The following is a 25,543-nucleotide window of genomic DNA, read 5'->3' on the forward strand; positions in this document are numbered from 1 at the left end:
TCTACAACCCGAAACGTCGCCACTCGACACTGGGGTATCTCAGCCCAAATGACTTTGAAACCAAGGTGGGATTAGCTTAATCTCGTGTCCGATAAACCGGCAGCAGGCCATCTTCCGTTCAGCCCGGACAAGGTGTGATCCGATTTGCCGAACGACCTCGGCAAGTTGCTTGCCACACTCTGCAGGCTGATTGAGCGCGGTAGTTTCTGCAATTATAAGCTGGTGGGGAGCGGCTCGCGCGCCACCGTTCAAGGCACGCGTGTCCTGCGTCATAAACTGGCCCCCTCCTAGAAAGGCGCGAGAGAGCTGCTGGGCACTCGCTATCTGGACGCCCTGGACCTGCTTAAGCAAGGAGCTCAGGAATGCGTCCTTCCGGCCTTCCAACAAGATGTTCATCCCAGACAACACCTCACCCTTCGCTCGATTGAACTCCCTTAGCGACTCCCCAGATGCGCTTTCGCAATCCGCCATCTCTGGATTGCCGGCGAGCCGATAGACTGCCGTCTTCACCTGGGCAGCACTAAACTCTCCCCAGTCTCCCAAAGTATCCGACAGCCAGTCCTCGCCGATCCCATGCATGACGCTGAACTGGGCACCTGCCGGCGGCTTTCGGAAGCCGTCGTAATAAACATTCGCTTGATAGCCCAAGTTCGATCCGCTCCACGCCTCATGGATCGCTACAGCGGCATCCAAAACCCTCTTGAGTTGTGCCTTGAAACGTCGCTCGAAATTACTGGATGATTCCTCCAGTTTGTCGGCGATTTGCAGAAAATCTCGACCGTCCATATCGCCCTCGTCACATCCATGCTGGGAATATCCCCGTGCGGACCTGGATAGTCCATCCGCCGAAAGCGATGACCAACATGAATTTGCTCGCGAAACGTGATGGCGTCACCAACCAGAAGACAAGAGAAACCTGTTGCTCAAGCCTGGAATTTCAAGTTGCTTTTTGACTGGAATACAACCATTGCTGCGGTTGCGCGACACGATCCGGAGGCCCTGCCATGCATTATTATATCGATGAAAGCGGAAATACGGGTCTTAACCTGTTCGATGTAAACCAACCCAAGCTGTTCTATGGGGTGCTTGGCTGCCCGGCCAATCTCGATGTGATTGCGGAGCCTTTGCTGGTAGATCTGAGGAAGGAACTAGGTGTAGAGCGCATCCACGCCGCAGAACTCGGTGTAGGCCGCCTTATCCCGGTAGCAAAGCGGATTGCAGATTTCAGCAAGAAACACGACCTGCGGTTCTCCCTGCTCAAGGTTACCAAAGGCGATCATGCGGTGATCAGCTTCTACGATCAGGTGTTCGACTCCGGCATGAACAAGGCCGTGTCATGGCATCATTACTTCACTCCCCTTCGTTACCCGATGCTAATAAAAGTCGCCTTCCTCTTCGATGATCAGCTAAGGAAAGACGCTTGGGCGGCACGGAAGGAAACCAATTCGGCCAAGAGCGCGTCCGCGCTGGTCACAATTTGCAATACTCTCCTTTCTCGCGTCGATCGGCTTCCCGACGCACGCTCCCGCGAACTGGTGTCAGGCGCGTTGAAATGGGCGGCGGCCAACCCGTTCGAGATCGACTATGGTGTCGGTAACAAGGACACGGCCCTGCAGATTTCGCCGAACCTCGTCGGATTTCAACAAGTCATGCAGGTCATGGCCGTGCAGTCGAACAAGAAGGGGCGTTCCATCCGCAAGATCACGGTTGATCGCCAGACCGAATTCAACAAGGCGCAAGGCGAACTCGCGAGCTGGTACGAGAGCCTTCGGGCCGTCAAGCACAACACCGATCTCGGTCCGGGGATGCCAAAATTCGATTATTCAATGATGCCAGAAGTCCCGCCGACTTTCACAGCTGGTGATGAAAGCGCTGGATTGGAATTGGTGGATGTAACCCTATGGATTACGAAACGTCTGGAGGAAAAGAGAGATGTTCCCCCCGAGCTACGACACCTGTTTGCCAGCCAGACCAAGCGGGGACTGGTCGATGAAGTTTCGCTTGATGCGATAGACAAGCGTTGGCGGCACCTTTTGTCGCTGCCAGCCCCTGATAAGGCCCTTCCTGCCGATCTCGATAAACACTTCAAGGATCTGGAAGACGAGAGGAAGGCGACTGTTGCTGCGCTGGGGTGAAGTGCAGCTCAATGCGTATCGAAATCGTTGTATGGTGATCCACACACGACCGAGACGTAGACCTCGAGCAAGCACTGGCGGGTTGGGTCCGCTTCCTCTACAAAACGGAACTCCATGCGCCTGATGCGCTCGATCGCGTCGGCGAATGCCGATGCGAATTCGGGCTTCAACAGCAGCCCGGCGCGCGAGGTCTCTCCTGGCCGGTAGTCCGACTTCAGAAAGCCGGTTGTTTCGCGCGCGAGTTTGAAGGCAAATGGAGCGCTGTTGTGGCCGCTGGATCGGCGGGTATGCTGGCCGTAGCGCTTGCGCACATCGCGAGTGCGGCCGACATAGAGGCTATTTCCGCCTTCCGAAAACATGTAGATTCCCGATCCCTTGACGTCAGGACGCAAGGTCGCGTCTGTGACCGGCACTTGGGCCAAAAGAGCATCGAATTTCGGATGCAGGTTTTCGGTAAAAGCGCGGAATGTCTCGTGCATGGCGTCCCCAATAGAGTCTTAGGTCGAATATATTGCGTTCGATTGCGCGCATAGGCATGCCCGATGACGGCACTAAGAACCTCCACTCATTCGAAGGCTCATCTGAGCCATAGGGGAGAGAGATGATGTTTATATTATCCCCCATGCTCGAAACCTCCCCCTCCCCGTCATCTCTCTCAGCCCCAGTTCCAAAACAATCCGCCGCGCCGCCTGCGGCGTCATATCCAGCGTTTTCGCCACCATCCCGGCCGACACCAGCGGCTTCGCCATCACCAACTCGACCAGTTCCGGCAGTTTTGAAGACGTTCGTTTTCCCGTCAGTTTGCGCTCCATCATCTGCCGGGACAGCGCCAGTCGGTCATGTTCTCTCAGCCCGATCTCGGCGGCTGCCAACAGCCCATGCGCGATGGCGAGCAGTCGCGTTTCCCGATCACGGTGGCGGCGCCGTTCGACGGGAATGGTTTTCAGGCCGAGATTGATGGCGGCAAGATGGGCGCCTGACGTGATGCCGGCCTGGCGCAGGATCGCAGCGGAAAATAGCCGGCCAAGCCAGGTTGCGTGCTGAAGGACGGAAAGCTCGTTCCAGGCATCGAGCGCGACGATGGTCTGCAGCACCGCCGGCAGATTTTCGACTTGGCGCAACACAGCACGCCATTCCTCCAGCCGCGCGTCCTCGTCCCAGTCGAGATCATAGACCAGCGGATCGACCGGAGCCCGGCCGGGCTTCCTGGCCTGCGCGATCGCGGCGTCCGAACGAGCAAGGACCGCATCGATGGCGGCATAGTCAAGACCGGGGAGATTTCCGACGTCGTCGGCGTCCTCCCCCTCCCCTTCTGGATCAATACCGGCCGGGCGTCGGATGGCACCGGGCGTCTGCCCCTCGTCCGTCTCGAGCTGGGCGATCTCCGCGGTTTTTCGCAGCGTGCGAATACCGTCGGTCGACAGCGCCCAGCCGGGTAGCTGGGCGGCAATGCGCCGGCGGGTGCGCAGCACGTCGCGGGCGATGGTCAGCTCATGGGTGGGGGTGCGAACATCCTTGGTGGCGTCGTGCAGGACGAGGTCTTCGAGATGGACGAGCTCGCCGTCGATCCACAGCGAGGCACAGGCATCAGTGAAGTGGGTGCGCTCGACAAAACCCTCGCCGACGGCTGAGCGGGCGATACGCTCATCGAGACGCGTCAGCGCGATGCCGGCGTCAAAAGCCGGCCGCATCAGGGCTGTCATGCTGATTTTCGCGAGATCGTAAGCCATTGATATTATGGTAAACGATTTACTAAACGAACTCTATATGAATATTATGGTTCTTCACATCGCATGATTGTGGGTTGGTGCTCTAACCATCGATAACCACCATTTATCGATGGTAGATTGCTTTGGCGGCGCAAATCAGAAAGAATCGCAGCAAATCACGGTCCCAGCGGCTGGCGAAACCCGCGATTTTGGAGCGTCCGTGGCCAAAGCCAAGACATCACTGACCGCCGTCGAGCGCCGTGCCGAAGAGCTCGACACCATCGCCGCCGTGCTGCCGATGGAGCGCCGCGACGAACTCGCCGAACTGCTCACCGACCACGACGTCGAGACGCTGCGCCATCTCGTCAACCAGGGCATGGGCGACAACACACTGCGGGCGCTGACCTCGGATCTCGCCTATCTGGAAGCCTGGGGATTGGCGGCGACCGGACAATCCCTACCCTGGCCGGCACCCGAGGCGCTGCTGCTAAAGTTCGTCGCCCATCACCTCTGGGACCCGCAGCGCCGCGAGAACGATCCGGATCACGGCATGCCGGCCAATGTCGACCAAAACCTTCGAAGCCAGGGATTTCTCAAGTCCGTCGGCCCGCACGCGCCAGCCACCGTGCGACGGCGGCTGGCCAACTGGTCGACGCTGACCAAATGGCGGGGCCTCGACGGCGCGTTCGCCTCCCCTGCCCTCAAATCAGCCATTCGGCTGGCGATCCGAGCCGCGCCAAGACAACGTCTTCGCAAGAGCGCCAAGGCGGTCACCGGCGACGTCCTGGCAAGACTGCTGGCGACCTGCGCGAGCGACAGTCTGCGCGATCTCCGGGACCGGGCGATCCTGATGGTCGCCTTTGCCTCCGGCGGTCGCCGGCGCAGCGAGATCGCCGGGCTGCGCCGCGAACAGTTGACCGTCGAGCCGCCCATTCCGGTCGAAGGCGGGAGCCCCCTCCCCTCTCTCGCCATCCATCTCGGCCGCACCAAGACGACCAGCGGCGACGAGGACGACGTTGTCTACCTGACCGGTCGGCCGGTGGATGCGCTGAATGCCTGGATGGTGGCCGCCAAGATCGACAGCGGCAGCGTGTTTCGGGCGATCGGGCGATGGGGGACTGTTTCGCGACGGGCGATCGATCCGCAGTCGGTCAATGCGATCATCAAGCAGCGGGTGGAACTGGCTGGATTAGAGCGTGGGGAGTTTTCCGCGCACGGGCTTCGGTCTGGATATCTGACCGAGGCGGCCAACCGTGGCATCCCCCTGCCTGAGGCGATGGAGCAGTCGCGTCATCGATCGGTGCAGCAGGCATCAAGTTATTATAACAGCGCAACACGCCGGGAAGGCCAGGCGTCGCGTCTTCTTGGCTAGCCGAAAAGGGTAGGATCGGTGCAGCTCAGAGCCTATCCGGGAATGGGGTGAGTGATCGGGCTAAAGATGATTCCAAGAAGTTGTCTGAAGCCTGAATGGACGGGTCATGTGGAACCCGACCTGACGGATGCAGAGTGGGCGGTCTTCCGCAGCCGGCGCCAAGGGGCGCAAGCCAGCTTGGCCGCTGCGAGAGATCATCGGGCACCTTCTATGTTTGCCAGGAAGAATACCCTGGCGTCTGATCCCGAAGGTCCTGCCTCCCAACAGTACGGTGTTCGGCTATTTGTGCCGTTGGCGTGACGCCAGTGTGTTCACGAGGATCAATCACTGCCTCGTCATGGCGGACCGTGAGCGGACCGGCCGCCAAGCCTCTCAGAATGCTCCTGTGCTGGATAGTCAGAGTGTCAAAACGACCGAGGGCGGCTGTCGGCACGGCTATGCTGCGGGCGAAGAGATCCTGATGCAAGGGCGAAAGGAAAGAGACTCAGTCGCCAAGAAGATAGACGCCGTAAAGAGATTGATTGACGCTAAAACGTCCCACGAAACAGCAAGGCGACTCGGGCTCGGTTGCTCCACGGACTATGGGGAAATGCGTCAGCTGGGGATTAGCCGGCCTTGCGTGGAAAGCATGCAATGATCCTGCTGTGTCTAAACCGCAATGAACCAACGCGATGCCCTCTGAAGCCGGTCGCGCAGCAAGTCGAGGCGATCGCCGCGGAGTTGTTCGAGGTCACCCGACGCAGATTGCCGACCCGCCACGCCACCTCTCCTCTCAGCTTTCGGCCATGGTCATCAGCGCGCTGATGGCGTGCTCTGCGAGGATCACGCCTTCTTCGCCGAGCTGTCCGACAAGGTGATGACCCACCTATCTAGCTTCGACAAAATCATCAAAAAAAACATTAACTTTCAGTAAGTTAGAGCTGCGGTCAGTTGACCAACCGATCATGCGCTGTCTTTGGTCCTCTTGCCGCCGGTTAATGAATCTCCGGCCCGCCATTGCTGCAACACGGCGGACCCGGGGTCGGCACAATGAACGAAAGGAACCACCGTGGCGAGAAATTCGTCAATTGAGGGCCCGAGCGATGGGTCGGCCGAAGATCGGCTGGTCGACATCGACCTTGCTCGCGGTTTGGCTGTCTTCGGCATGTATGCCGCTCATGTCGGTGGTGACCCCATCCCCGACGACCTAGGACTGATCGGGAATCTGATGGAGCTACCCCTTGGGCGGTCGTCTGCCCTGTTTGCCGTATTGGCCGGTTTTTCAATCATCCTGATTACCGGCCGCAAGGCGCGGAAATCGGGGGAAGCAGGTAGACAGGCCGTTGCCAGAGTCGCAATTCGTGCCCTTGTTTTGCTCGCGATTGGCTCTATCCTGACCCGCCTCGGTACGGGGATCGCAGTCATCCTGAAAACCTACGGAATCTGCTTCCTCTTGGTACTGCCGCTCTATCGGCGCAGCGCACAGCAGCTTGGCTTGCTCGCTGCAGGGACCGCATTAGTTCTCCCGCAAATGCGCTTCCTCCTTAAGTTGTTTGGCCCCGAGGGGAGTTTGAACCCGGTGTTCGACTTCATGGTCCACGGCGCCTATCCCGCGATGACCTGGGTTCCTTTCGTGATCGCAGGTATGGCCATCGCACGCCTTAGCCTTAATACGCAAGCAATGCATTGGAGGCTTGGCCTAGAGGGGGTCGCGCTGGCCGTGTTGGGCTATGGGGGATCCTGGCTCGCGTTGCGTTTGCTGCCTGTCCCAGCCGTTTTTCGGGAGCCTCTTGACTCGTGGTGGTATCTCGACTCTCCCTGGTCGCTACTGGTTGCCGCACCTCACAGCGAGACGACGTTCTCGATCCTGGGCAACACCGGTTGCGCAATGATTGTCTTGGCGGCTTGCTGGCTTGCTATGGACGGGCTCCCGCATCTGCGAAAGCTGGTCTGGCCAATAATCGCGGTCGGCTCTATGTCTTTGACGGCCTACGTGCTGCACATTGTGGGAGTAGCCTATTTAGAGCGCATTATGGGAATAGATGCGCTTGAAGAAGATGGGAGCCTGTCTGTGCTCTTTGGTTTCGTCGTGGTTATAAGCACTTTCGCCGTGCTTTGGCTGCGCGCCTTCCAACGAGGACCGATGGAAGTGCTGATGGGTAGGATCACAGATCTCGCGCATCACATCCGCTAAGCACCACGTCGCCCCGACTCTGATCTACCCTTATAGGGGTTGATGATACCGACTTGCCTTCGCGCCCGCCGCGCGCAGTGACGGTCAAGTGGGCCGACGGCCAATCGCGCCGCGACCTACCCTTGACCGTCACGAGCACAGCACCAGAGTGTTCTGGTAGGAGGCACCTTAAACGGTGCAGACAGGATTCCGGAGCGGAGCTCGCCATCAGCAGGCGCGCGCCCGTATCCGATCAGATTGGCGAAAAGCCGACCGCGAGGCCGACGAGAACGGCAAGCCCGACAACTGTGTAGAGCCCGACCGCCTCGCGTGGCTTGTGCTCCAGTCCGGTTTTCCACCGGCCGGTCGAATATGGCGTAGGCTGCCGATCCTGCCAGCACAGGCACGGCGAGCAGCCCTGTACCAATGCTACCCGGGTTGAATAGCGCGAATATTGGTGGTGCCGAAGATCGCCACTACCATCGTCGCCGTCGCTCCGCCAGAGCGAGCTGCGGGGTCACCGTTCGCAAGGTAACCTCGGTCCATTCGATCTCAACTGTCAAGACGACGCCGACATATCAATTGCCTTGCCGAAGCGTGCTCGGCAGACGCTTTTCTTTGCGGGCAGCACTGATGACGCTTCTCGTCGCAGGCGAAAGCTATACTCACCGTCGTGGCCCGGCACTTGCTCGCTCCATCGCCGCTACCATTGTGCTAGTTTTTGCCTCGTTGTTTATGCTGATCGGACCGCCCTCGGCCTGACGACCTCAAATTGGTTCGTCTTGCTGATAAGATCGCTGAGTTTTCGGAAGCCGAATGTCGCGGGTCGAAATCCGGCGCGAGGTTCAACAACTGCTTGCCGACGGTGCGCAGGTTGACCCAGCCGCCATCACTATCCCCCTGAGACAGTACCTTCTTGATCAGCGGCACGGCCGATGTTGCCGGCTGGAGCGGCCTGTCGCTGGAAGCCGTATTCTGCTCGTCCTTGATCGCGCCAGGAAGCAGGTTTTCGGTATAGACGAAGCGCCGGCAGGCCCGGCGAAAACGTTCCCGTGTCTTCTGCTCGCCAAAGCCGAATACATCGACGCCCTGCTCACGGATCCCGGCGGCAAGCCGCGTGAAATCGCTGTCCGAGGACACCAGGCAGAAGCCGTCGAACCGACCGCTGTGCAGCAAATCCATTGCATCGATGACCAAAGTGATATCGGAAGGATTCTTTCCCGTTGTATACGCAAATTGCTGCTGCGGGATAATCGCGTGCTTTGCGAGCACGTCCGCCCAACCCTTGGAGCGCGTGCCGGAAAAATCACCGTAGATGCGACGCACGCTCGCCTCCCCGATTTTGGCTACCTCTTCGAACAGCCCGTCGGCGATTTTAGCGGATGTATTGTCCGCATCAATCAGAACAGCCAGGCGCGGAGATCGAGTTTCAGACGGCATTGCTCTTCCTCATTTTTAAAACGGTCTCGAAGGCCAGCAGAGCACGACTCGGACCAGGCAAGGAACTTCATTTAACTTGCCCATCGGACCGAGCGAAAACCTGCCTTGTCGGATGATGTCAGTAGACGCCAGCCGAGTTGATCCTTCCCCGCTCCAGCATCCGCCGATCGCAAAACCCTGACAGCTGTCAGGGTTTTGACCAGCCGACCACAAGCCTGGGCAACCAACTATCCCGTCCTGCGATCGCTATCGCCATCGACCCGAAGCAGCGCCATAAGCGCCGGGCCAAGTGAAAATTCGCCACGTGCTGCCTTGCGTGTCAGGTCCCGCAGATATCCTCCCGGCGAATTGATATGCCCAATTCGCTCAAGGATACAGGCGATCGCCGTGGCTGCATTCTCCGGCCCCATCACCTCACAGGCCTCCTGATAGGCTGAGGGGCTGACACCGAGCATTGACCGGACGACGACCGCCGCACCCATCATTTCGCGCCAACTTCCGATAGTACCGCCCGGTCCATAGATCGCGATCTCCGGGCAAGCCCGTGTTACCATACTAAGCGGAAAACTGCGGACCGGCTTCCAGTTCGCCCGATTATCGTCCACCCGCGTCGCCCCCTGCTCGTTTCCTGAGCTAGGTTCAAGTTCAGTGATGGATTCGGTTTTTGAATTCTGTATGTGACGCTCACTATGATCGTCATTGGTGCTATTATTATCGTCTTTTTGCTGCATTTCCAAGATGTTGGTGATTTCTCGCTGCAGGAGACCCATTTCAGCCAAAATTGAATTCACATCGCCGAGCGTCGCAGAGCGCGGAATCCTGCCCACGAGGCCGATGTAAATTCCTTCGATGTTTTCCCAGTTGCCTGGCGCACCTTCCTCGATCGCGGCAGAAATGAGCTTTCGAACGTCGCGCCGGCATATCGTCAAATTTTCCTTCGCCCGGCGGAGGGCGAAACGATCTGCAACGACCTGTTGCGCCATCATGGCAAGCTCATCTGTTCGCAAGAGCAACGGTGACAGATCAAAGCCGAAAGCGCTATCGATCGCACCCGCCTTGTCCTTCCGGGGGTAGCGCTTTCCATTCGGGCTGTCCTTCCGCACGATCAGTCCTGCCTCAACGAGAAGGGCCAGATGTCTGCGAAGGGTGGCGCCGGCAATACCGTGGGCTCGCAGCGTCAATTGCGCGTTGGACGGAAAAACGATGAGCTGCGCTTCCTGGCGCAATTCGTTGTCTGGATGAAAGCTCAGGAGCGCGTCAAGGACGGCCAGGCTGCGATCCTGTAGCCCAAGCAGCTCCCTTGCTTCGGATGCGTCCCGAAAGACTTTCCATTTATCCGCTGTCTTGCCCGGCTTGATTTTACTCGTCTCGATTTGCCGCTTCACCAGGGCAAGCGTCACCGGCCGCCGCCCAAAGGGCGTCGTCACACTTCCAATCTGCATTTTCTTCACCTTCAAAAAGGCAAAAGAAACCTGCTCACCAAATTACGGTGCCAAAGACTCTTGACTGGGATTCGGGGAAATGCGATTCTCTAGTTGTCACACATTGAGAGAGGCTTCCACGACGGCAACGTTTGGGGGGCCTTTTTCTTTTGCAGTTCGTCCTTTTTTCATCTCCAAACCCTGACAGCTGTCAGGGTTTCTCGTCTTCTCGCAGGCGGCCAAAGCGCTCCGTTAGCGCTGGGAGCTCCGCCTCAACAAACTTTAAAAAGTCGACCCCGAGTGAACCCTCAGCCGAAATTCGAACCTCTTTCGAGGATATCAACAGGGCGCCAAGCTTCGTTCCGCTCATATCTGTAATCGGGCTTGGCTCTCTCCGACCAGTCGATACTGGCTTGATGGCGTTCAATGCTCGCTGAAACCTTTGATCAGAAGTCTCAGCCTTCTCACCCTTCCTAGCCAGTGCCGCCCGCAGTGCATCGAGCGCTCCCGTGTCGCCCGCAACCGTCTTGGCAAGGTCGAGCCAACGTGGCCGCCCGATCTTCGGCGCCCGCCCAATGGCCTCGATGATATCCGCGGGAACGATCCTGTAGACATTCCGCATCCGAGCCAATTCTGCGTCCTCGATCGAAAGCGCAGCGTAGATGTGCCGAGGCTTGATCCCCGCATCATCCATTCGGGAGGCAAACAGCGCGCGCTCGATCCAGGTGAGGTCTTGGCGACCCGCGTTTTCGATGCCTTGTGCAAGAACTAGGTCGAGGTCGGAAATCTCGACTTCGAGAGCGCGAACAGGCCTGTCAAGCTGCCTAGCAGCGAGCCAGCGTCGATGACCGTAGACGATCTGATAGCGACCTGGGGACGAGGGGTGTTTGCGGACCTGGACGGGAACCTGTTGCCCCTCAGTCTCGATCGACCGTTTGAACGCCTCGAAGCTCGTTGCGTCATCGTCCGGCAGTCTGTCCGGATAAGGGGATGGGTCGATGAGCGACGGATCCAACTCGCGAACCGAACCACCGCCCGACTCCACGATAGCCTTCAAGCGATCTCGCTCTGTTCGAATGTCGTCGATTGCGCGGTGTGCAGCACCGATCACACCTGCTCCGACACGATTTCCGGGAACCTGGGCAGGGGCCTGCGACGGCTGCTGTTGATCCGCAGCCTGATCGCTTTCCAGCTCTGCGGAAAGCAACCCGAAGCTGGCGACAATCGACTTGCGAGGGGATTTGCTCATGTCCGCCCCCAGCTCTCATTGACGAGGCGAACAATCGCCTCGTTCACAGCATCTACCGCCTCGCGGGCACGCTTGTGAGTATCGCGTCCGATCTGTCCCAATTCGAGCTCGTATACCGAGCGTTTCGCCAAGCCGGCTGCTTCAACGGCGGTGCTTTCAATGGCGGTCGGCAATAATACATCGGAGCCGAACAGGTGCCGAAGCATCGCAACGACTTGCGACTGTGGCGCGTCATTGGGGTCGTGTCGTGTAACCAGATACCGGATGAAGTCCTGGTCCAACTGAGCGCCGCTCTCGTTCAGAACACTAATCAGATCACCCATCATGAGAAGGAACTGGCTCATTGACGCGACGTCCAGCATGGCCGGGTGGACCGTAATGATCATGCTAGTCGCGGCGTATATCGCGCTCAAGGTCAGAAAGCCGAGGGACGGCGGAGTGTCGAGAATCACAATGTCGTAGTCCGCCTCGACTTCCAAAAGGGCGAGTTTCAGCCGCTCAAAGAAGATTGCGCCGGAGCTGGACTTGTTCGCCAAGATCCGTGGCGTTTCGTGCTCATACTCCATGACTTCAAGATTGCCAGGAATGAGGTCGATGCCATCGAAATATGTCCTGCGAATTATATGGCGGATGGGACGACGCTCGGCGTCATCGTAACGCAAAGCGGCATAGATCGTTTCATTCGACCCGACATCAACTTCTGGCTGAGCACCGAACAAAGCGGACAAGGATGCTTGCGGGTCCAGGTCGAGTGCGAGGACGCGATACCCATGAAGGGCGAGATAGTGGGCAAGGTGGACACAGGTAGTCGTCTTCGCGCTGCCACCCTTGAAGTTGGCTATCGCAAGAACCTGGAGGTGCTCGCCGGCACGACGACGAGGAAGGAATCGCAATGCGTCTGCAGGTTTCTGCATCGCGAACAATTCACGCAGTTCATTGATCTGGTCCAGCGTGTAGACGCGATGGTTATTTTCCAGCCTACTGGGAATCGGCCCACGTCCTTCGGTGGACATGAGCTTCAGGGTGGAATCGGGTATAGACGTCAGCTTCGACACTTCGTTGGTCAGAAAGGGACGCAGGGTCTTTTCCGATTTTGGCGGATACATACGAGTTCTGAGCTGCTGCAATTGCCCGGACAGAAGCCCGGCATGGCGCATAATTTTGCTGCCGGCATCTTCCTTCGAGCCAACACTTGCTTCTACTCGGTTTGCTATCGCCATCTGTCCCTCTTGGCGGCTTTTCGCCGGTTTACCGGCCATTGCCCGCTAAAAATAGAACACGATTCTCCGAACTGGTCCAGAGGTTTAGGGTTAACACAAGGTTAACGACCGGGGACAATCTGCATAAGGCTGTTCGGATTTTTGCTTTTCCGCTCCGGGAGTTAGCCTCAAATGCCCGGCTCCCTGATCCCGGAATGTTCTCCTGTGAATCCTACAAATCCAAACAGTGTAGCAGCAAGTGGATTAGGCGGCTCTCTAGCGCCACACCCCTTATGAGCCGCGACTCACCTCGCTACGTGCATGTTGGATCCTACAACTGCCCTCCGATTCCAAACTGTGCTGATTTCCCGCGGACCAACAATGACGGAGAAAGATCATGCGGGCTCTCGCGCTCTCAACACCCCGGACGATCCAAGAGGCGCATCTCCTACACATCCACTATCAGCTTCGTGCTCGGGTCTTTTCCGATCGCCTGGGTTGGGAAGTCGATGTAACGGCGGGGTGCGAGTCCGATCGTTTCGACGCGCTTCGGCCGACCTATATTCTCGCCATCGCAGAGACGGGCGAATTGGCGGGGTGCGCAAGGCTTCTTCCTGCGCTCGGACCGACAATGGTGGCCGACATTTTCCCGTCGCTGCTCCCCGACGGCCAACTCAAGGGGCATGCCGCGATGATCGAGAGTTCTCGCTTCTGTGTCGACACGGCTCTCGCGGAGGGGAGGGGCGCCGGCTCGGTCCATGAAGCGACGCTGACCATGTTCGCTGCCATCATCGAATGGTGCCTGGCAAATGGATACACTGAGATTGTTACGGTGACCGATCTTCGGTTTGAGCGCATCCTCGCCCGCGTGGGGTGGCAGCTGCATCGTTTAGGCGAACCCAAGAAGATCGGCGTGACGACGGCCGTAGCGGGCACGCTGGCCGCCAATGAGGCCACGTTCCTCAGGCTTCGCCCCTCCAACTACCGTTCTGAACTCGCCCCCTGTCAGCCAGGCAGCGTAAGGAGAAATCCGTGAACCAGCTTCGCTCTCACCCTCGGCTCGTCCGCAAACTTCAGGAGGCGCTCGGCGACCAGCTTTGTGTTGCCCTGGACGACGCGAACGTCGTCGAGATCATGCTTAATCCGGACGGAAAGTTGTTCATCGAACGGCTCGGTCACGGCGTTACGCCCGCCGGCCAGATGTCGTCGGCTGCAGCGGAGATGGTGATCGGTACAGTGGCGCACGCGCTTCAGTCAGAGGTCGACACGGAACAGCCAATCATCTCCGGCGAGCTGCCAATCGGTGGCCACCGCTTCGAGGGACTGTTGCCGCCCGTTGTTACCAAGCCTGCCTTCACGATTCGTCGCCGGGTATCGCGCCTCATTCCGCTCGAAGACTATGTTCGGACCTGCGTGATGACAGAATACCAGGCCGCCACGATCCGCAGTGCTATTTCCGCGAGGCTGAACATCATCATTTCCGGGGGAACGGGCTCGGGCAAAACGACGCTTGCGAACGCAGTGATCCACGAGATCGTCAAGTCTGCGCCACAGGATCGCGTCGTCATCCTTGAGGATACCGCGGAAATCCAATGCGCGGCCGAAAACGCCGTTCTCCTCCATACCAGCGATACGATCGACATGGCCCGGCTCTTGAAGAGCACCATGCGCTTACGCCCCGACAGGATCGTCGTGGGCGAAGTCCGCGATGGCGCGGCCCTGACGTTACTCAAGGCCTGGAACACCGGTCACCCGGGCGGCGTGGCGACCTTACACTCGAACACCGCCATGTCAGCGCTGCGTCGGCTTGAACAGCTGACGGCCGAGGCAAGCCAGCAGCCGATGCACGAGGTGATCGGAGAGGCCGTCGACCTGGTCATTTCGATTGAGCGGACGCCGCGCGGGCGAATTGTTCGCGACATTATCCAAGTCGAGCGGTTCATCAACGGACAGTACGAGATCGAATCCGATCAGCTCACCGAAGAACAGGAGGCGCGCCATGTCGCGTAAGCATACCCTCATCGCCGCCGCGCTCGTTGCGGCGCCAATCGTTCTTGCCTCTGTCGCGCCGGCGCTCGCCAGTTCCGGCGGCAGCCTCCCATGGGAAGGGCCACTGCAGCAGATTCAGGAGTCGATCACCGGCCCGGTCGCGGGTGCGATCGCGCTTGCAGCCGTGGCCATTGCCGGCGGCATGCTCATCTTCGGCGGCGAGCTCAACGATTTCGCACGGCGCCTTGTGTACGTCGTTCTCGTCGCCGGCATCCTGCTCGGCGCCACCAACATCGTCGGCCTGTTCGGTGCGACCGGCGCTTCGATCGGGCTAACCGACGAGCAGGTCACGTCAATTGGTTCGAACGGGGGAGGGGAGGGAGATGATGGCTGAGTCCGTGTCCGGCTTGCGACGCAATCGCATCCATCGTGCCCTCTCGCGCCCGAACCTTCTAATGGGCGCGGACCGCGAATTGGTGCTGATCACCGGCCTTGCGGCCGTCATTCTCATCTTCGTGGTTCTCACGGTTTATTCGGCGCTCTTCGGCGTCGCCGTCTGGATCGTCATCGTCGGGGCGCTCAGGATGATGGCGAAGTCGGATCCGCTCATGCGCCAAGTCTATATCAGGCACATTTCTTACAAGCCCTACTACAAGGCAACCACTTCGCCGTGGCGCCGGTATTGAGGAGACGGCTATGGTAGCTCTCAAACGCTTCCGGGTAACCGGCCCGTCCTTCGCCGATCTCGTTCCCTATGCCGGCCTCGTCGACAATGGTGTTCTCCTCTTGAAGGACGGAAGCCTGATGGCCGGCTGGTACTTCGCTGGCCCGGACTCGGAAAGTGCTACCGAACTCGAGCGCAATGAGCTGTCGAGGCAGATCAATTCCGTTCTGTCGCGGCTCGGAAGCGGCTGGATGATCCAGGTCGAGGCCATCCGTATTCCGACAGTCGACTATCCATCAGAAGATCGATGCCATTTCCCCGACCCCGTGACCCGCGCAATCGATGCCGAGCGTCGGGCGCATTTCGCGCGCGAGCAGGGCCATTTCGAGAGCAAGCATGCGCTGATCCTGACCTACCGGCCACTTGAGTCCAAGAAGACTGCACTCAGCAAATACATCTATGCGGATGAGGAGAGCCGGAAGAAGTCCTACGCGGACACGGTGCTCTTCGTGTTCAAGAATGCGGTGCGTGAGCTTGAGCAGTATTTTGCCAACACACTTTCGATCCGGCGAATGGAAACCCGCGAAACACTTGAGAGGGGAGGGGAGCGAATTGCCCGGTATGACGAGTTGCTCCAGTTCGCCCGATTCTGCACCACTGGGGAAAGCCATCCAATCCGGCTTCCCGATATTCCGATGTATCTCGACTGGATTGCCACGGCGGAGCTTGAGCACGGACTGACGCCAAAGGTCGAAAACCGTTTCCTCGGCGTTGTCGCGATCGACGGTCTGCCGGCCGAAAGCTGGCCGGGGATTCTGAACAGCCTTGATTTGATGCCGCTGACCTATCGATGGTCATCGCGCTTCATTTTTCTCGATGCCGAAGAGGCCCGACAGAAGCTCGAAAGCACGCGGAAGAAATGGCAGCAGAAGGTCCGGCCGTTCTTCGACCAGATATTCCAGACACAAAGTCGATCCGTCGACCAGGACGCGATGACCATGGTGGTCGAGACGGAGGATGCCATCGCACAGGCCTCGTCGCAACTGGTTGCCTATGGCTATTACACTCCCGTCGTCGTGCTGTTCGACCGCGATCGCGAAGGACTCCTGGAGAAGGCCGAAGCGATCCGGCGGCTAATCCAGGTGGAAGGTTTCGGGGCGCGGATCGAAACGCTGAACGCCACCGACGCCTATCTCGGCAGCTTGCCCGGCAACTGGTATTGCAACATCCGTGAGCCGTTGATCAACACCAGCAATCTCGCAGACTTGATCCCGCTGAACTCGGTCTGGTCCGGAAGCCCGATCTCCCCATGCCCGTTTTACCCACCGAATTCCCCGCCCTTGATGCAGGTTGCGAGCGGATCGACGGCGTTCCGTCTGAACCTGCACGTCGATGATGTCGGCCACACACTGATCTTCGGTCCGACCGGTTCGGGTAAGTCGACGCTTCTGGCTCTGATCGCCGCGCAGTTTCGCCGGTACGAAAATGCGCAGATCTTCGCCTTCGACAAAGGCAATTCACTTCTGTCCCTGACGCTCGCAGCCGGTGCCGATTACTATGAGATCGGCGGCGACAATGCCGAAGAGGGGAGGGCGTTGGCCTTTTGCCCATTGTCCGAACTTAAAAGTGACGCCGATCGGGCTTGGGCGACGGAATGGATCGAGATGCTGGTCGGCCTGCAGGGCGTCACCATCACCCCAGATCATCGCAACGCCATCTCTCGGCAGATCGGCCTGATGGCGATTGCATCCGGTCGATCGCTCTCGGATTTTGTCAGCGGCGTGCAGCTTCGCGAGATCAAGGACGCGCTGCATCACTATACCGTCGATGGCCCGATGGGCCAACTCCTCGATGCGGAAGAGGACGGTCTCACACTCGGCGCCTTCCAGACTTTCGAGATCGAGCAGCTGATGAATATGGGCGAGCGCAATCTCGTGCCGGTGCTGACCTACCTCTTCCGCCGGATCGAAAAGCGTTTGGATGGGTCCCCCAGTCTGATCGTGCTCGACGAGGCGTGGCTGATGCTCGGCCACCCTGTGTTCCGCGACAAGATTCGCGAGTGGTTGAAGGTGCTGCGCAAGGCGAATTGCGCTGTCGTTCTCGCGACCCAATCAATCTCCGATGCCGAACGGTCCGGGATTATCGACGTGCTGAAGGAATCCTGCTCCACCAAGATTTGCCTTCCGAATGGCGCCGCTCGCGAGTCGGGCACGCGCGAATTCTACGAGCGCATCGGCTTCAACGAGCGACAGATCGAGATCGTCGCTACCGCCATGCCGAAGCGTGAATACTACGTCGCCACGCCAGAAGGCCGGCGGCTCTTCAACATGTCGCTTGGGCCAGTCGCGCTGAGCTTTGTCGGCGCGTCGGGCAAAGAGGACCTCAAACGCATCCGCGCACTGAAATCCGAACATGGCCACGACTGGCCGATCCACTGGCTTGAAACGAGAGGAGTTCACGATGCCGCATCGCTACTCACGTTCGAATAGAAGGCTCGCCTGCTTGGCGGCCGCCGCTCTCACGATCGGAGCTGCAGGCTCTGTGCAAGCCGGTACAGCCACCGGCGATGCGACCGAATGGACGCAGCTCGCCAACAATGCGCAGCTCGTGGATCTCATGAAAAGTTCCGGCATCCAGGTCGAGAATCAGTTGACCCAGATCAGCCAGCTTGCAGAGCAGATCCAGAACCAGCTGAAGATCTACGAGAACATGATGCAAAATACGGCGCAGCTTCCTGATCATGTCTGGGGGCAGGTCGAAAGCGATCTCAACCAGCTGCGCAGTATCGTCGACCAGGGACAGGGCATCGCCTTTTCGATGGGGAATGCGGACGACGTTCTTCAGCAGCGGTTTCAGAGTTATGCCGATCTCAAGACGAATTTGCCGGACAACGCAACGTTCTCCTCGACCTACCAGTCCTGGTCGAACACCAACCGCGACACGATCGCCAGCTCGCTGAAAGCGGCGAGCCTCACGGCCGACCAATTCGATAGCGAGGAAGATACGATGTCCTCGTTGCGGTCGATGTCCGAAACGGCTGACGGGCAGATGAAGGCTTTGCAGGTTGGCCACGAGATCGCCGCCCAACAAGTTGCGCAAATGCAGAAGCTTCGCGGTCTCGTCTCCCAACAGATGACAATGATGGGAACCTGGCTTCAGACGGAACAGACCGACAAGGACCTGGCGGAGGCGCGGCGGGAAAAATTTTTCAACGCCGAAATCAAGAGCGTTCCGGCAGGCCAGAAAATGGAACCGCGATGGTGAGCCGCCCTGTCCTGATTGCCTTGCTGTTGGCTGTCGCCGCTGCATCGTCTGCAGCGACAGTGCTGACCGTCAATTCCCGAAACACAGGAATACCCGCGCTCACCGATGAGCAGCGCGCCGTCCGGGAAAAATTCTTCGGCTCCGACAAGGAGCTGCCGCCGATCAAGGAAGGTCAGGAGGTGCGCCCGAGATGGTGAAGGTTGCTGTCGCGCGTTCATTCCTGATTACAGGTCTCTTTTGCCTCGCCTATGCGGTTCCTGCATTCGCGCAGGAGGGACAGGTCCTCACGGAACTGGAAAACCAGGTCTCGTCCGCTGCGAAGGGGTGGGAGACCACCATCATGGAGGCGGCGAAATCCCTATTCTGGATTCTCGCAACGATCGAGATCGGCATTGCGGCCGTCTGGTTGGCGATCCAGTCGGCCTCACTGGACAGCTGGTTCGCCGAACTGGTGCGGCGGATCATGTTCATCGGGTTCTTCGCATTCGTTCTGACCCAAGGTCCGACCTTTGCGCGAGCAGTGGTCGACAGCCTTTTCCAGATTGGCGCCGGCGGTGGCTCAGCTTCACCCGCTGAAGTGTTCGATGCCGGCATCCGGGTCGCGTCGCAAATGTCGCAACAAGCGCAGTTCGGAGTTTTCGAAGACAATGCGCTCGCGATCGCGGCGGTGTTGGCAATGGGCATTGTCGTTATCTGCTTCTCGCTGGTCGCAGCGATATTCGTGTCGGTCATGGTCGAAATGTATGTCGGCTTGCTCGCCGGCATGATCATGCTCGGGCTGGGTGGTTCGTCCTTCACGAAAGACTTCGCCATTCGATACCTCGTCTACGCCTTCGGCGTCGGCATGAAGCTCATGGCATTGGTGATGATCGCCAAGATCGGATCGAACGTCCTGCTTGGCCTCGCTCAAGCTCCGACTGCCTCGTCGGATCAGTTCGTCACCACGTTGGCCATCGCCGGTATCTCCGTCGTCGTCTTCATCATCGCCATGTACGTCCCGAACATCATCCAGGGCGTCGTCCAGGGCGCTTCGGTTTCCGGAGGAATGGAAGCGATCCGCCACGGCGGGCAGGCGGCGTCTTTTGCCGCCGGTGCTGGATTCCTCGCCGCCGGCGCTGCAGGCGCGGGGTTTGCGGCGGCTCAAGCCGCACGAGCTGGCGGTTCATCCGCTGCAGGTGCTGCTCTTCGCGGCGTGGGCGCGAGCTTCTCTTCCGGCGCGCAAGCAGCCGGATCTGCCGCGAAGGAAAAGGCAATCGGCTCTCCGGGCGCTTATGCCGGGTCCATTCTCGGACTGGCTAATGCGAAGCTCGATGAACAGCGCGGCGGTCATAGCGGACCGAAGCCTCCTCCCGAACGCAACGACAAACCATAATCGACACAAGGGAAGAATAAATGGCAGCGAACCGCGCCCCGGAAAACCCGTATCTTGCCGCGCGCCAGGAATGGAGCGAACGCTATGGCTCTTATGTGAAGGCCGCAGCCGCATGGCGCATTGTTGGTGTCCTCGGTCTGGTCATGGCCGTCATCGGCTTCAGCTACGCGATGTATCTGAGCACGCAAGTGAGGCTCGTGCCCTACATCGTTGAGGTCGACAAGCTCGGAACCGCAGTCACGGCAGGTTTCCCCGAGCAGATCGAGTATGCCGATGTCCGCGTGGTGCGCGCCACACTCGGCAACTTCGTCACAAGCTTTCGCTCAATCACGCCGGATGCGGTGGTGCAGAAGCAATATATCGACCGCACCTACGCCCTTCTTCGCACGTCCGATCCATCGACGGAGAAGGTCAACGCCTGGTTTCGAGGCAATTCTCCATTCGAGAAGGCGAAGTCTTCGACAGTTGCCATCGAAGTCAACAACATCGTGGCGCTTTCGAACCAGACCTATCAGATCGACTGGACGGAATACGAGCGAGACCGCAAGGGCAAGGAGATCGGCACGCGGCGGTTCCGCGGGATCGCAACGGTGACGCTCACCGCGCCACAGGATGAGGCGACGATCCGCCTCAATCCGATCGGCCTCTATGTCCGGGATTTTGACTGGACGGCACAGCTTTAAGGGCAGGGATTGCTTCAATGAAAAAAATGGGATTGATCGCAGCCGCCAGCTGCATGGCCGGACTCTTGCTTGCGGCGGGCGCGCAGGCGCAAAGCATGACGAGCAACGAGGTGAAAGGAACAAATCTTTCCAGAAAGTGGCGCGGCACGCCGGGACTGGTCACGACGGGACCGGACGGAAAGGTGATCTTCCTTTTCGGCGAAACGCAACCTTCCGTCGTCTGCTCGCCGCTACAGGTCTGCGACATCGAACTTCAGGGTGGCGAGATCGTTCGCGATGTCCTCGTCGGCGACACCGTACGCTGGAAGGTAGAGCCGGCGACCTCGGGCGCGACAGGCGGACAGGCGATCCATCTCATCGTCAAACCATCGGAGCCAGGACTTCTTACCTCGATGGTCGTTACGACATCGCGGCGCACCTATCATATCCAACTCAAGTCCCATCCCAGCCAGTACATGGCGCGCGTCGGGTTCGAATATCCGGAAGACGTTTCGACCAAGCTCGCCGACATCAATTCCCGTCTCGAAACGGGCGGCATTCCGGGCACGGCGGCGGACAAACTGAACTTTTCCTACTCGGTGAGCGGCGGCGCATCGTGGAAACCGAAGCGGGTCTATTCTGACGGGGTGAAGACCTACATCCAGTTTCCGAAGTCGATCTCCGGTCAGGATGCACCTGTGCTTTTCGTCGTCTCTGGCGGTCAAAATCGTATCGTCAATTATCGGATGAAGAACGACATGATGACCGTCGACTATGCGATCGACAAGGCGATCCTCGTTTCCGGAGTCGGTTGGCGGCAGCAGAAGATCACCATCCGGCGGGGAGGCTGAACCATGCGGAAGCTATTCGCATTCTTCATCGCGGTCGCGCTGCTCTCCAGCTGCCAAACGGCCGACGACGCCCTCCCCACCAGCTCGACCCCTATGGCCGTCATCGGACCGGCTGCAAGCGCCATCGCCGGCGACATGGCAAGTCGTCTGGCTGAACAGATAGGCCCGGCCAGTGCTACGACAACGATCAAAATGGAGACGGACACGTCGGAATTCGCATCCGCCCTCGGGGCGGCCCTGAAGGGGTGGGGCTACACGGTCATCACGGACGGCAAAGTCGCCAAAGACGTCAAGCCGGTCGAGCTTGCTTATGCAATCGAGGGCTTCGACGGACAGGTGCTAGTGCAGGTCTCGACGCCTTCCATCGCTCTTGGCCGCGCTTACACGCCGACGGCGACCGGCGCCACGCCGGCCAGTCCCCTTTCGATCATGCAGCGCAACTGACGGAGATTAACATGGTCCAGTCGCTCCAGCTTGGCACGTCGAGCCAAGCCGACGATCAGCAGGGCATGCGGCGGCTCAACCGCCTGCCGATCATCGTCGCCATCATTGTCATCGTGCTGTTTGTCGGCGTCGTTGTGATTGGTCTGTCGCTGCGCGGGCTTTCCTTTAATCGTGGCGATATCGAGAGCGCTTCCAACAGCCCTGCGACCAGTTTCGGTGACCAGCTTAAGCGGGGTATCACGGACGGCATTATCGGTGACCCAGAAAAGCAGGGGGTGTTTCAGCCGACGCCCGTCGTCATTGAGAAAGAGGAAAAGCGCGAGCCGGTCGTCGAGCGCCGACCAGAGGAGCGACAAGACCGTCGACAAAGGCTCGAATCCGAAGAGGAGTGGAAGGCGCGGCTGAAGCGGGAGCAGGACGAGCAATATATCCGGGAAGCCCAGCGCCAACGAATGGCGCGTCTCCAGGCCCGCGCTACGGCACTCGATTCGCCACTGAAGGTCGACGTCTCCAATGTCGAGAAGGCTGCAAGCTCCGCCAATGACACCGGCCGTCAGCCGACAAATGTCGCAGCAAACAGTGCATCAGACCTTTATGCCGCCGCCGTGAAATCCGGACTGATGGGACAAAACGTCGATCAGAACGGGCAGACGTCGAAAGAGGATTTCTTCAATCAGGACATCAAGGATCTTGGCTACCTGCCAAACCAGGTCGTGCCACAGATGTCACCCAATGAACTGAAGCGCGGTTCGGTCATCCCGGCGACATTGATCACCGGCCTCAATTCCGACCTGCCAGGGCGCATTACCGCTCAGGTCAGCCAGAATGTCTACGACAGCGCAACTGGCTACCGTCTTCTCATACCGCAGGGAGCGAAGCTCTTCGGTCGCTACGATTCCAAGGTCTCATTCGGCCAGGAACGTGTTCTCGTCGTCTGGACGGACCTCATTTTCCCCAATGGGTCTACCCTGCAGATCGGTGGTATGGCGGGCACCGACGCCGAAGGGTATGGCGGCTTCCAGGACAAGGTCGACCGCCATCTTTGGAGGACATTCGGTTCTGCAGCCCTGATGGCGATCATCGGGACGGGTATCGATATGTCGATGCCTGAGAGTTCGACGCTCGCGACGCAGGACACGGCCTCGGATGCAGCACGACGGAATTTTGCCGAATCATTCGGCCGGGTAGCGGAAGAGACGATCTCGAAGAATCTGAACGTTCAGCCGACGATTCGCATCCGACCGGGCTACAAGTTCAACGTCCTGGTCGATCAGGATATTGTTTTTCCGTCTGTCTATAGCGGCCGCTAACCAGCTAATGGACCTCAGATTTTCGCTTGTCGCTGAACATCGCAAGGTCATTCCGCGCGGCGGCGCAGGTGTGACTAAAAATCTCTACAAAAATCATCGTCTTTAGATCAGAAAGAGTTGAATACTCGGCAGAGGTGAATAGACCTAAGGGATGCAACGAACGTGGATCTGCGCGTAGAAGCAACTGCCGTATGGTCCAATGTCCCATGTGGCTCCGGCTAGCCGAACGGTGGCGACCGCTACCTCGCGGCGTCAGAACGGCGCGACGAGTGGGAGGCTTGCACCGTCGCAAAAGGAGAAAAGTTAGTGGACGGTGACCTTCGCTCTCTCATCGATATGACAGAAGCCGCGCATGATGAACGTATGATCAGAAGTGCTCTGAAGACATTTGCGCACGCATGTGGCTTCGACCGTTTTGCTTATCTGTAGACTGAGGGGTTGGAAATCCGCACATTCAACTCCTATCCGGAGGAATGGCAGGGCGTTTATCTCGAAAGTCAGTACTCCCGCATCGACCCGGTCGTCACGGAAGCCAAGCGTCGCATGGAAATGTTTTCCTGGACGGCCGACGATTGGCCCGCTCGTGGAACCTCCGAACTCAGGCGTTTTCGGGACCAGGCAATCGATTACGGCATTCGGAGTGGGGTGACTATACCCGTCGAAGGAAGTTTCGGGTCGACGATGATGCTGTCGTTTGCATCCTCAGCGCAGACGGCTGACGTTAAAAAGCTGCAGGATGCGCAAAAAGCGATCCGGGCGGTTCTGGCGATCCATTACCGCCTGAAAATCATCGCTGCGACGACGATTGTCGCTCCGAAACGGTTGCTTTCACCAAGAGAAGCAATGTGCCTCATGTGGGCTGCAAAGGGCAAAAGCGCTCCGGAAACCGCAATGCTGACGGGGATCAACCCGAGGACAGTGCAGCACTACCTTGATAAGGCGCGCGAAAAGCTCGACGCAGCGACCGTTCCGCAACTTGTCGCGATCGCCAAAGACCACGGTCTGGTATGAGCGTCATTCTTCGCCATCTGGGGCAACTTCAGGGATGTAACCAAGCGCATCGATGATTTCCGACAGCGCCTCCTGCTGGGCTTCGGATTTTTTCTGACGTGCGACATACTCATCCTGCAGGCTTTTGAGTAGGGCGGCGGAGATCGACGGATCGGCGCTCGCGCGAGTCCATTCCTCGTAGACAGCCTCATCGGCGGCAATAAGATGGCGGTGCTCACGGATCGCAGCAACTGCCAGCGCCTCTAGTTCTGACTCTTGCATTAAACTGTAGCGAGATGGTCTTTCCCGTTTTTCGTCGTTTATCTCGGACCAGTCTGCGTCGCTCATCCCATTTCTTCCCTAGCGTCTTTCTTTCACCGCTCAAAGACCTCGTGAGCACTATACCGTTTAGGCTTTGGATGCACGGCCAGTGATCGGATGCCGTATGTGCTCTCGGGGTGGATGATCGGCCGGACGAGTAATAACATATGGCAGTACGAATCGGAACTATAGTTCCTGGAACGATAATTCCGATTGCGGTTCCTCTCACGTCATGGATCTCAAGGAGGTCATGGCGATTAATCTGCGTCGGATACGTCATGGTAAGCAACTGACGCAGGAGGAATTGGCGCATCGTACGGGCCTGAGCGTGCGCCATATTGGAGCGATCGAGCGCGCCGAGATGTCTGCGACCGTCACCGTCCTTGGTCAGATCGCAGAAGCCCTGAGCGTTGACCCGGCCGAGCTTGTGACGAAATCACGATAACCGGCAAGTCTCGACTGAGCTTGCCCCATCGTACTCTCCTTCTGAAGATGCAGTGATTGGCGGCGAGCCGGTCTTCAAGGAGACGCGGGTGCGGTGCGAATGGTTGCCGCTATGAAGAAGCAAGGCGCCGATGCCATAGAGTTCGTTGAAGGCTATCCAGCTCTCACGGCGCGCATGGGTGGATCTCGCCGAAATCTGGTTAACGGCTCATCCTGCCCGTGGGTGGCCACGAAAGTTGTCGGAGCAGGGACTGAAAGTGAAGTCGGTGAAGCCCTTTCCTCTCGGCAAGGCCGGTACCGAAAAGCCCACGGGCACGGCTTCGTGAAGTTTCTCGTCGATGAATGCCTGCACGCATCGCTCGTGGCCGTGGCGGTGGCCGTGGCCGTGGCTGTGGCTGTGGCTGTGGCTGTGGCTGTGGCTGTGGCTGTGGCTGTGGCTGTGGCTGTGGCTGTGGCTGTGGCTGTGGCTGTGGCTGTGGCTCAAGAGCATGGCCACGATTGCTTTCACGTCAATTGGCTAGGTCCGTCGGCAAGGCTGCGTCTTTACTCTTGGCG

The 25,543-nt window shown here is 58.8% G+C and carries 23 protein-coding genes and 4 pseudogenes; 19 read left to right on the top strand and 8 right to left on the bottom strand.

Annotation, left to right across the window (positions count from 1 at the left end):
* Positions 1 to 39: 39 nt before the first annotated feature.
* Complete coding sequence (locus tag ACMUVN_RS32420; RefSeq protein ID WP_414815993.1) at positions 40 to 786, bottom strand: hypothetical protein; 747 nt, start codon at positions 784 to 786, stop codon at positions 40 to 42.
* 218 nt (positions 787 to 1,004) lie between these two features.
* Between ACMUVN_RS32420 and ACMUVN_RS32425 the strand changes: the two genes are divergently transcribed.
* A complete protein-coding gene (locus ACMUVN_RS32425; protein WP_414815994.1) occupies positions 1,005 to 2,135 on the top strand; it encodes a hypothetical protein in 1,131 nt (376 codons plus the stop codon).
* 8 nt (positions 2,136 to 2,143) lie between these two features.
* On the opposite strand, the gene ACMUVN_RS32430 is transcribed toward ACMUVN_RS32425, so the two are convergent.
* Together ACMUVN_RS32430 and ACMUVN_RS32435 are read right to left on the bottom strand one after the other, a co-directional pair.
* Positions 2,144 to 2,614: a GIY-YIG nuclease family protein gene (locus ACMUVN_RS32430; RefSeq protein ID WP_414815995.1), complete on the bottom strand. Its 471-nt coding sequence runs from the start codon at positions 2,612 to 2,614 to the stop codon at positions 2,144 to 2,146.
* A 129-nt stretch (positions 2,615 to 2,743) separates the two neighbouring features.
* The gene (locus ACMUVN_RS32435) at positions 2,744 to 3,874 is read right to left on the bottom strand and encodes an RHE_PE00001 family protein (RefSeq protein WP_414816017.1); all 1,131 of its coding nucleotides are present in this window, start codon (positions 3,872 to 3,874) and stop codon (positions 2,744 to 2,746) included.
* A 190-nt stretch (positions 3,875 to 4,064) separates the two neighbouring features.
* Here ACMUVN_RS32435 and ACMUVN_RS32440 point away from each other — a divergent pair, with 190 nt between their 5' ends.
* From ACMUVN_RS32440 to ACMUVN_RS32450, 3 genes and pseudogenes are all read left to right on the top strand, one after another.
* Positions 4,065 to 5,216, top strand: a complete 1,152-nt coding sequence (locus ACMUVN_RS32440; protein WP_414815996.1) for a site-specific integrase — start codon at positions 4,065 to 4,067, stop codon at positions 5,214 to 5,216.
* A 66-nt stretch (positions 5,217 to 5,282) separates the two neighbouring features.
* A pseudogene (locus ACMUVN_RS32445) lies at positions 5,283 to 5,697 on the top strand (transposase); the annotation flags it as partial.
* Positions 5,698 to 6,264: 567 nt separating this feature from the next.
* Positions 6,265 to 7,389: a DUF418 domain-containing protein gene (locus ACMUVN_RS32450; RefSeq protein WP_065277221.1), complete on the top strand. Its 1,125-nt coding sequence runs from the start codon at positions 6,265 to 6,267 to the stop codon at positions 7,387 to 7,389.
* Between the two features lie 644 nt (positions 7,390 to 8,033).
* On the opposite strand, the pseudogene ACMUVN_RS32455 reads toward ACMUVN_RS32450, so the two are convergent.
* From ACMUVN_RS32455 to repA, 4 genes and pseudogenes are all read right to left on the bottom strand, one after another.
* Positions 8,034 to 8,808: pseudogene (locus ACMUVN_RS32455) on the bottom strand (NYN domain-containing protein).
* Between the two features lie 227 nt (positions 8,809 to 9,035).
* A complete protein-coding gene (repC, locus tag ACMUVN_RS32460) occupies positions 9,036 to 10,250 on the bottom strand; it encodes a plasmid replication protein RepC (RefSeq protein ID WP_414815997.1) in 1,215 nt (404 codons plus the stop codon).
* Between the two features lie 190 nt (positions 10,251 to 10,440).
* Positions 10,441 to 11,478 carry a plasmid partitioning protein RepB gene (repB, locus tag ACMUVN_RS32465; protein WP_414815998.1) on the bottom strand — a complete coding sequence of 346 codons (1,038 nt, stop codon included), beginning with the start codon at positions 11,476 to 11,478 and terminating at the stop codon, positions 10,441 to 10,443.
* Positions 11,475 to 12,698, bottom strand: coding sequence for a plasmid partitioning protein RepA (gene repA / locus ACMUVN_RS32470; protein ID WP_065276670.1), 1,224 nt, complete (start codon positions 12,696 to 12,698; stop codon positions 11,475 to 11,477). Before repA ends, repB begins: the two co-directional genes overlap by 4 nt.
* Positions 12,699 to 13,074: 376 nt before the next feature.
* Between repA and ACMUVN_RS32475 the strand changes: the two genes are divergently transcribed.
* The 13 genes and pseudogenes from ACMUVN_RS32475 to ACMUVN_RS32535 all read left to right on the top strand — a co-directional run bounded on the left by ACMUVN_RS32475 (position 13,075) and on the right by ACMUVN_RS32535 (position 24,244).
* Complete coding sequence (locus tag ACMUVN_RS32475; protein ID WP_414815999.1) at positions 13,075 to 13,713, top strand: acyl-homoserine-lactone synthase; 639 nt, start codon at positions 13,075 to 13,077, stop codon at positions 13,711 to 13,713.
* Positions 13,710 to 14,687 (top strand): P-type conjugative transfer ATPase TrbB, encoded by a 978-nt coding sequence (gene trbB, locus ACMUVN_RS32480; RefSeq protein WP_414816000.1) that lies wholly within the window; start codon positions 13,710 to 13,712, stop codon positions 14,685 to 14,687. Before ACMUVN_RS32475 ends, trbB begins: the two co-directional genes overlap by 4 nt.
* Positions 14,677 to 15,060, top strand: a complete 384-nt coding sequence (locus ACMUVN_RS32485; RefSeq protein WP_062942619.1) for a TrbC/VirB2 family protein — start codon at positions 14,677 to 14,679, stop codon at positions 15,058 to 15,060. Before trbB ends, ACMUVN_RS32485 begins: the two co-directional genes overlap by 11 nt.
* Entirely contained in the window at positions 15,053 to 15,352 is a 300-nt protein-coding gene (locus ACMUVN_RS32490; protein ID WP_168334967.1) for a conjugal transfer protein TrbD, read from the top strand. Before ACMUVN_RS32485 ends, ACMUVN_RS32490 begins: the two co-directional genes overlap by 8 nt.
* 10 nt (positions 15,353 to 15,362) lie before the next feature.
* On the top strand, positions 15,363 to 17,819 hold the full coding sequence (locus ACMUVN_RS32495) for a conjugal transfer protein TrbE (RefSeq protein WP_414816001.1): 2,457 nt from the start codon (positions 15,363 to 15,365) through the stop codon (positions 17,817 to 17,819).
* The gene (gene trbJ / locus ACMUVN_RS32500) at positions 17,791 to 18,594 is read left to right on the top strand and encodes a P-type conjugative transfer protein TrbJ (protein ID WP_414816002.1); all 804 of its coding nucleotides are present in this window, start codon (positions 17,791 to 17,793) and stop codon (positions 18,592 to 18,594) included. Before ACMUVN_RS32495 ends, trbJ begins: the two co-directional genes overlap by 29 nt.
* Positions 18,588 to 18,791, top strand: a complete 204-nt coding sequence (trbK, locus tag ACMUVN_RS32505; RefSeq protein WP_414816003.1) for an entry exclusion protein TrbK — start codon at positions 18,588 to 18,590, stop codon at positions 18,789 to 18,791. The genes trbJ and trbK overlap by 7 nt, the downstream gene beginning before the upstream one ends.
* A complete protein-coding gene (gene trbL / locus ACMUVN_RS32510; RefSeq protein ID WP_414816004.1) occupies positions 18,785 to 19,966 on the top strand; it encodes a P-type conjugative transfer protein TrbL in 1,182 nt (393 codons plus the stop codon). Before trbK ends, trbL begins: the two co-directional genes overlap by 7 nt.
* 20 nt (positions 19,967 to 19,986) lie before the next feature.
* The gene (locus tag ACMUVN_RS32515) at positions 19,987 to 20,649 is read left to right on the top strand and encodes a conjugal transfer protein TrbF (RefSeq protein ID WP_027668115.1); all 663 of its coding nucleotides are present in this window, start codon (positions 19,987 to 19,989) and stop codon (positions 20,647 to 20,649) included.
* 17 nt (positions 20,650 to 20,666) lie between these two features.
* Positions 20,667 to 21,479: a P-type conjugative transfer protein TrbG gene (gene trbG / locus ACMUVN_RS32520; protein WP_414816005.1), complete on the top strand. Its 813-nt coding sequence runs from the start codon at positions 20,667 to 20,669 to the stop codon at positions 21,477 to 21,479.
* 3 nt (positions 21,480 to 21,482) lie between these two features.
* A complete protein-coding gene (gene trbH, locus ACMUVN_RS32525; protein ID WP_414816006.1) occupies positions 21,483 to 21,923 on the top strand; it encodes a conjugal transfer protein TrbH in 441 nt (146 codons plus the stop codon).
* Positions 21,924 to 21,934: 11 nt separating this feature from the next.
* Complete coding sequence (gene trbI / locus ACMUVN_RS32530; protein WP_414816007.1) at positions 21,935 to 23,233, top strand: IncP-type conjugal transfer protein TrbI; 1,299 nt, start codon at positions 21,935 to 21,937, stop codon at positions 23,231 to 23,233.
* A 306-nt stretch (positions 23,234 to 23,539) separates the two neighbouring features.
* A pseudogene (locus ACMUVN_RS32535) lies at positions 23,540 to 24,244 on the top strand (autoinducer binding domain-containing protein).
* A gap of 3 nt (positions 24,245 to 24,247) precedes the next feature.
* Here the strand turns inward: ACMUVN_RS32535 and ACMUVN_RS32540 are convergent.
* Positions 24,248 to 24,571 carry a transcriptional repressor TraM gene (locus ACMUVN_RS32540; RefSeq protein WP_414816008.1) on the bottom strand — a complete coding sequence of 108 codons (324 nt, stop codon included), beginning with the start codon at positions 24,569 to 24,571 and terminating at the stop codon, positions 24,248 to 24,250.
* 205 nt (positions 24,572 to 24,776) lie between these two features.
* Here ACMUVN_RS32540 and ACMUVN_RS32545 point away from each other — a divergent pair, with 205 nt between their 5' ends.
* Together ACMUVN_RS32545 and ACMUVN_RS32550 are read left to right on the top strand one after the other, a co-directional pair.
* On the top strand, positions 24,777 to 24,989 hold the full coding sequence (locus tag ACMUVN_RS32545) for a helix-turn-helix domain-containing protein (RefSeq protein WP_018482035.1): 213 nt from the start codon (positions 24,777 to 24,779) through the stop codon (positions 24,987 to 24,989).
* 40 nt (positions 24,990 to 25,029) lie between these two features.
* Positions 25,030 to 25,314 (top strand): annotated as a pseudogene (locus tag ACMUVN_RS32550) (DUF433 domain-containing protein); the annotation flags it as partial.
* Positions 25,315 to 25,543 lie beyond the last annotated feature (229 nt).

The organism is Rhizobium sp. IY2, assembly GCF_047532935.1.
Lineage (GTDB): Bacteria > Pseudomonadota > Alphaproteobacteria > Rhizobiales > Rhizobiaceae > Rhizobium > Rhizobium anhuiense.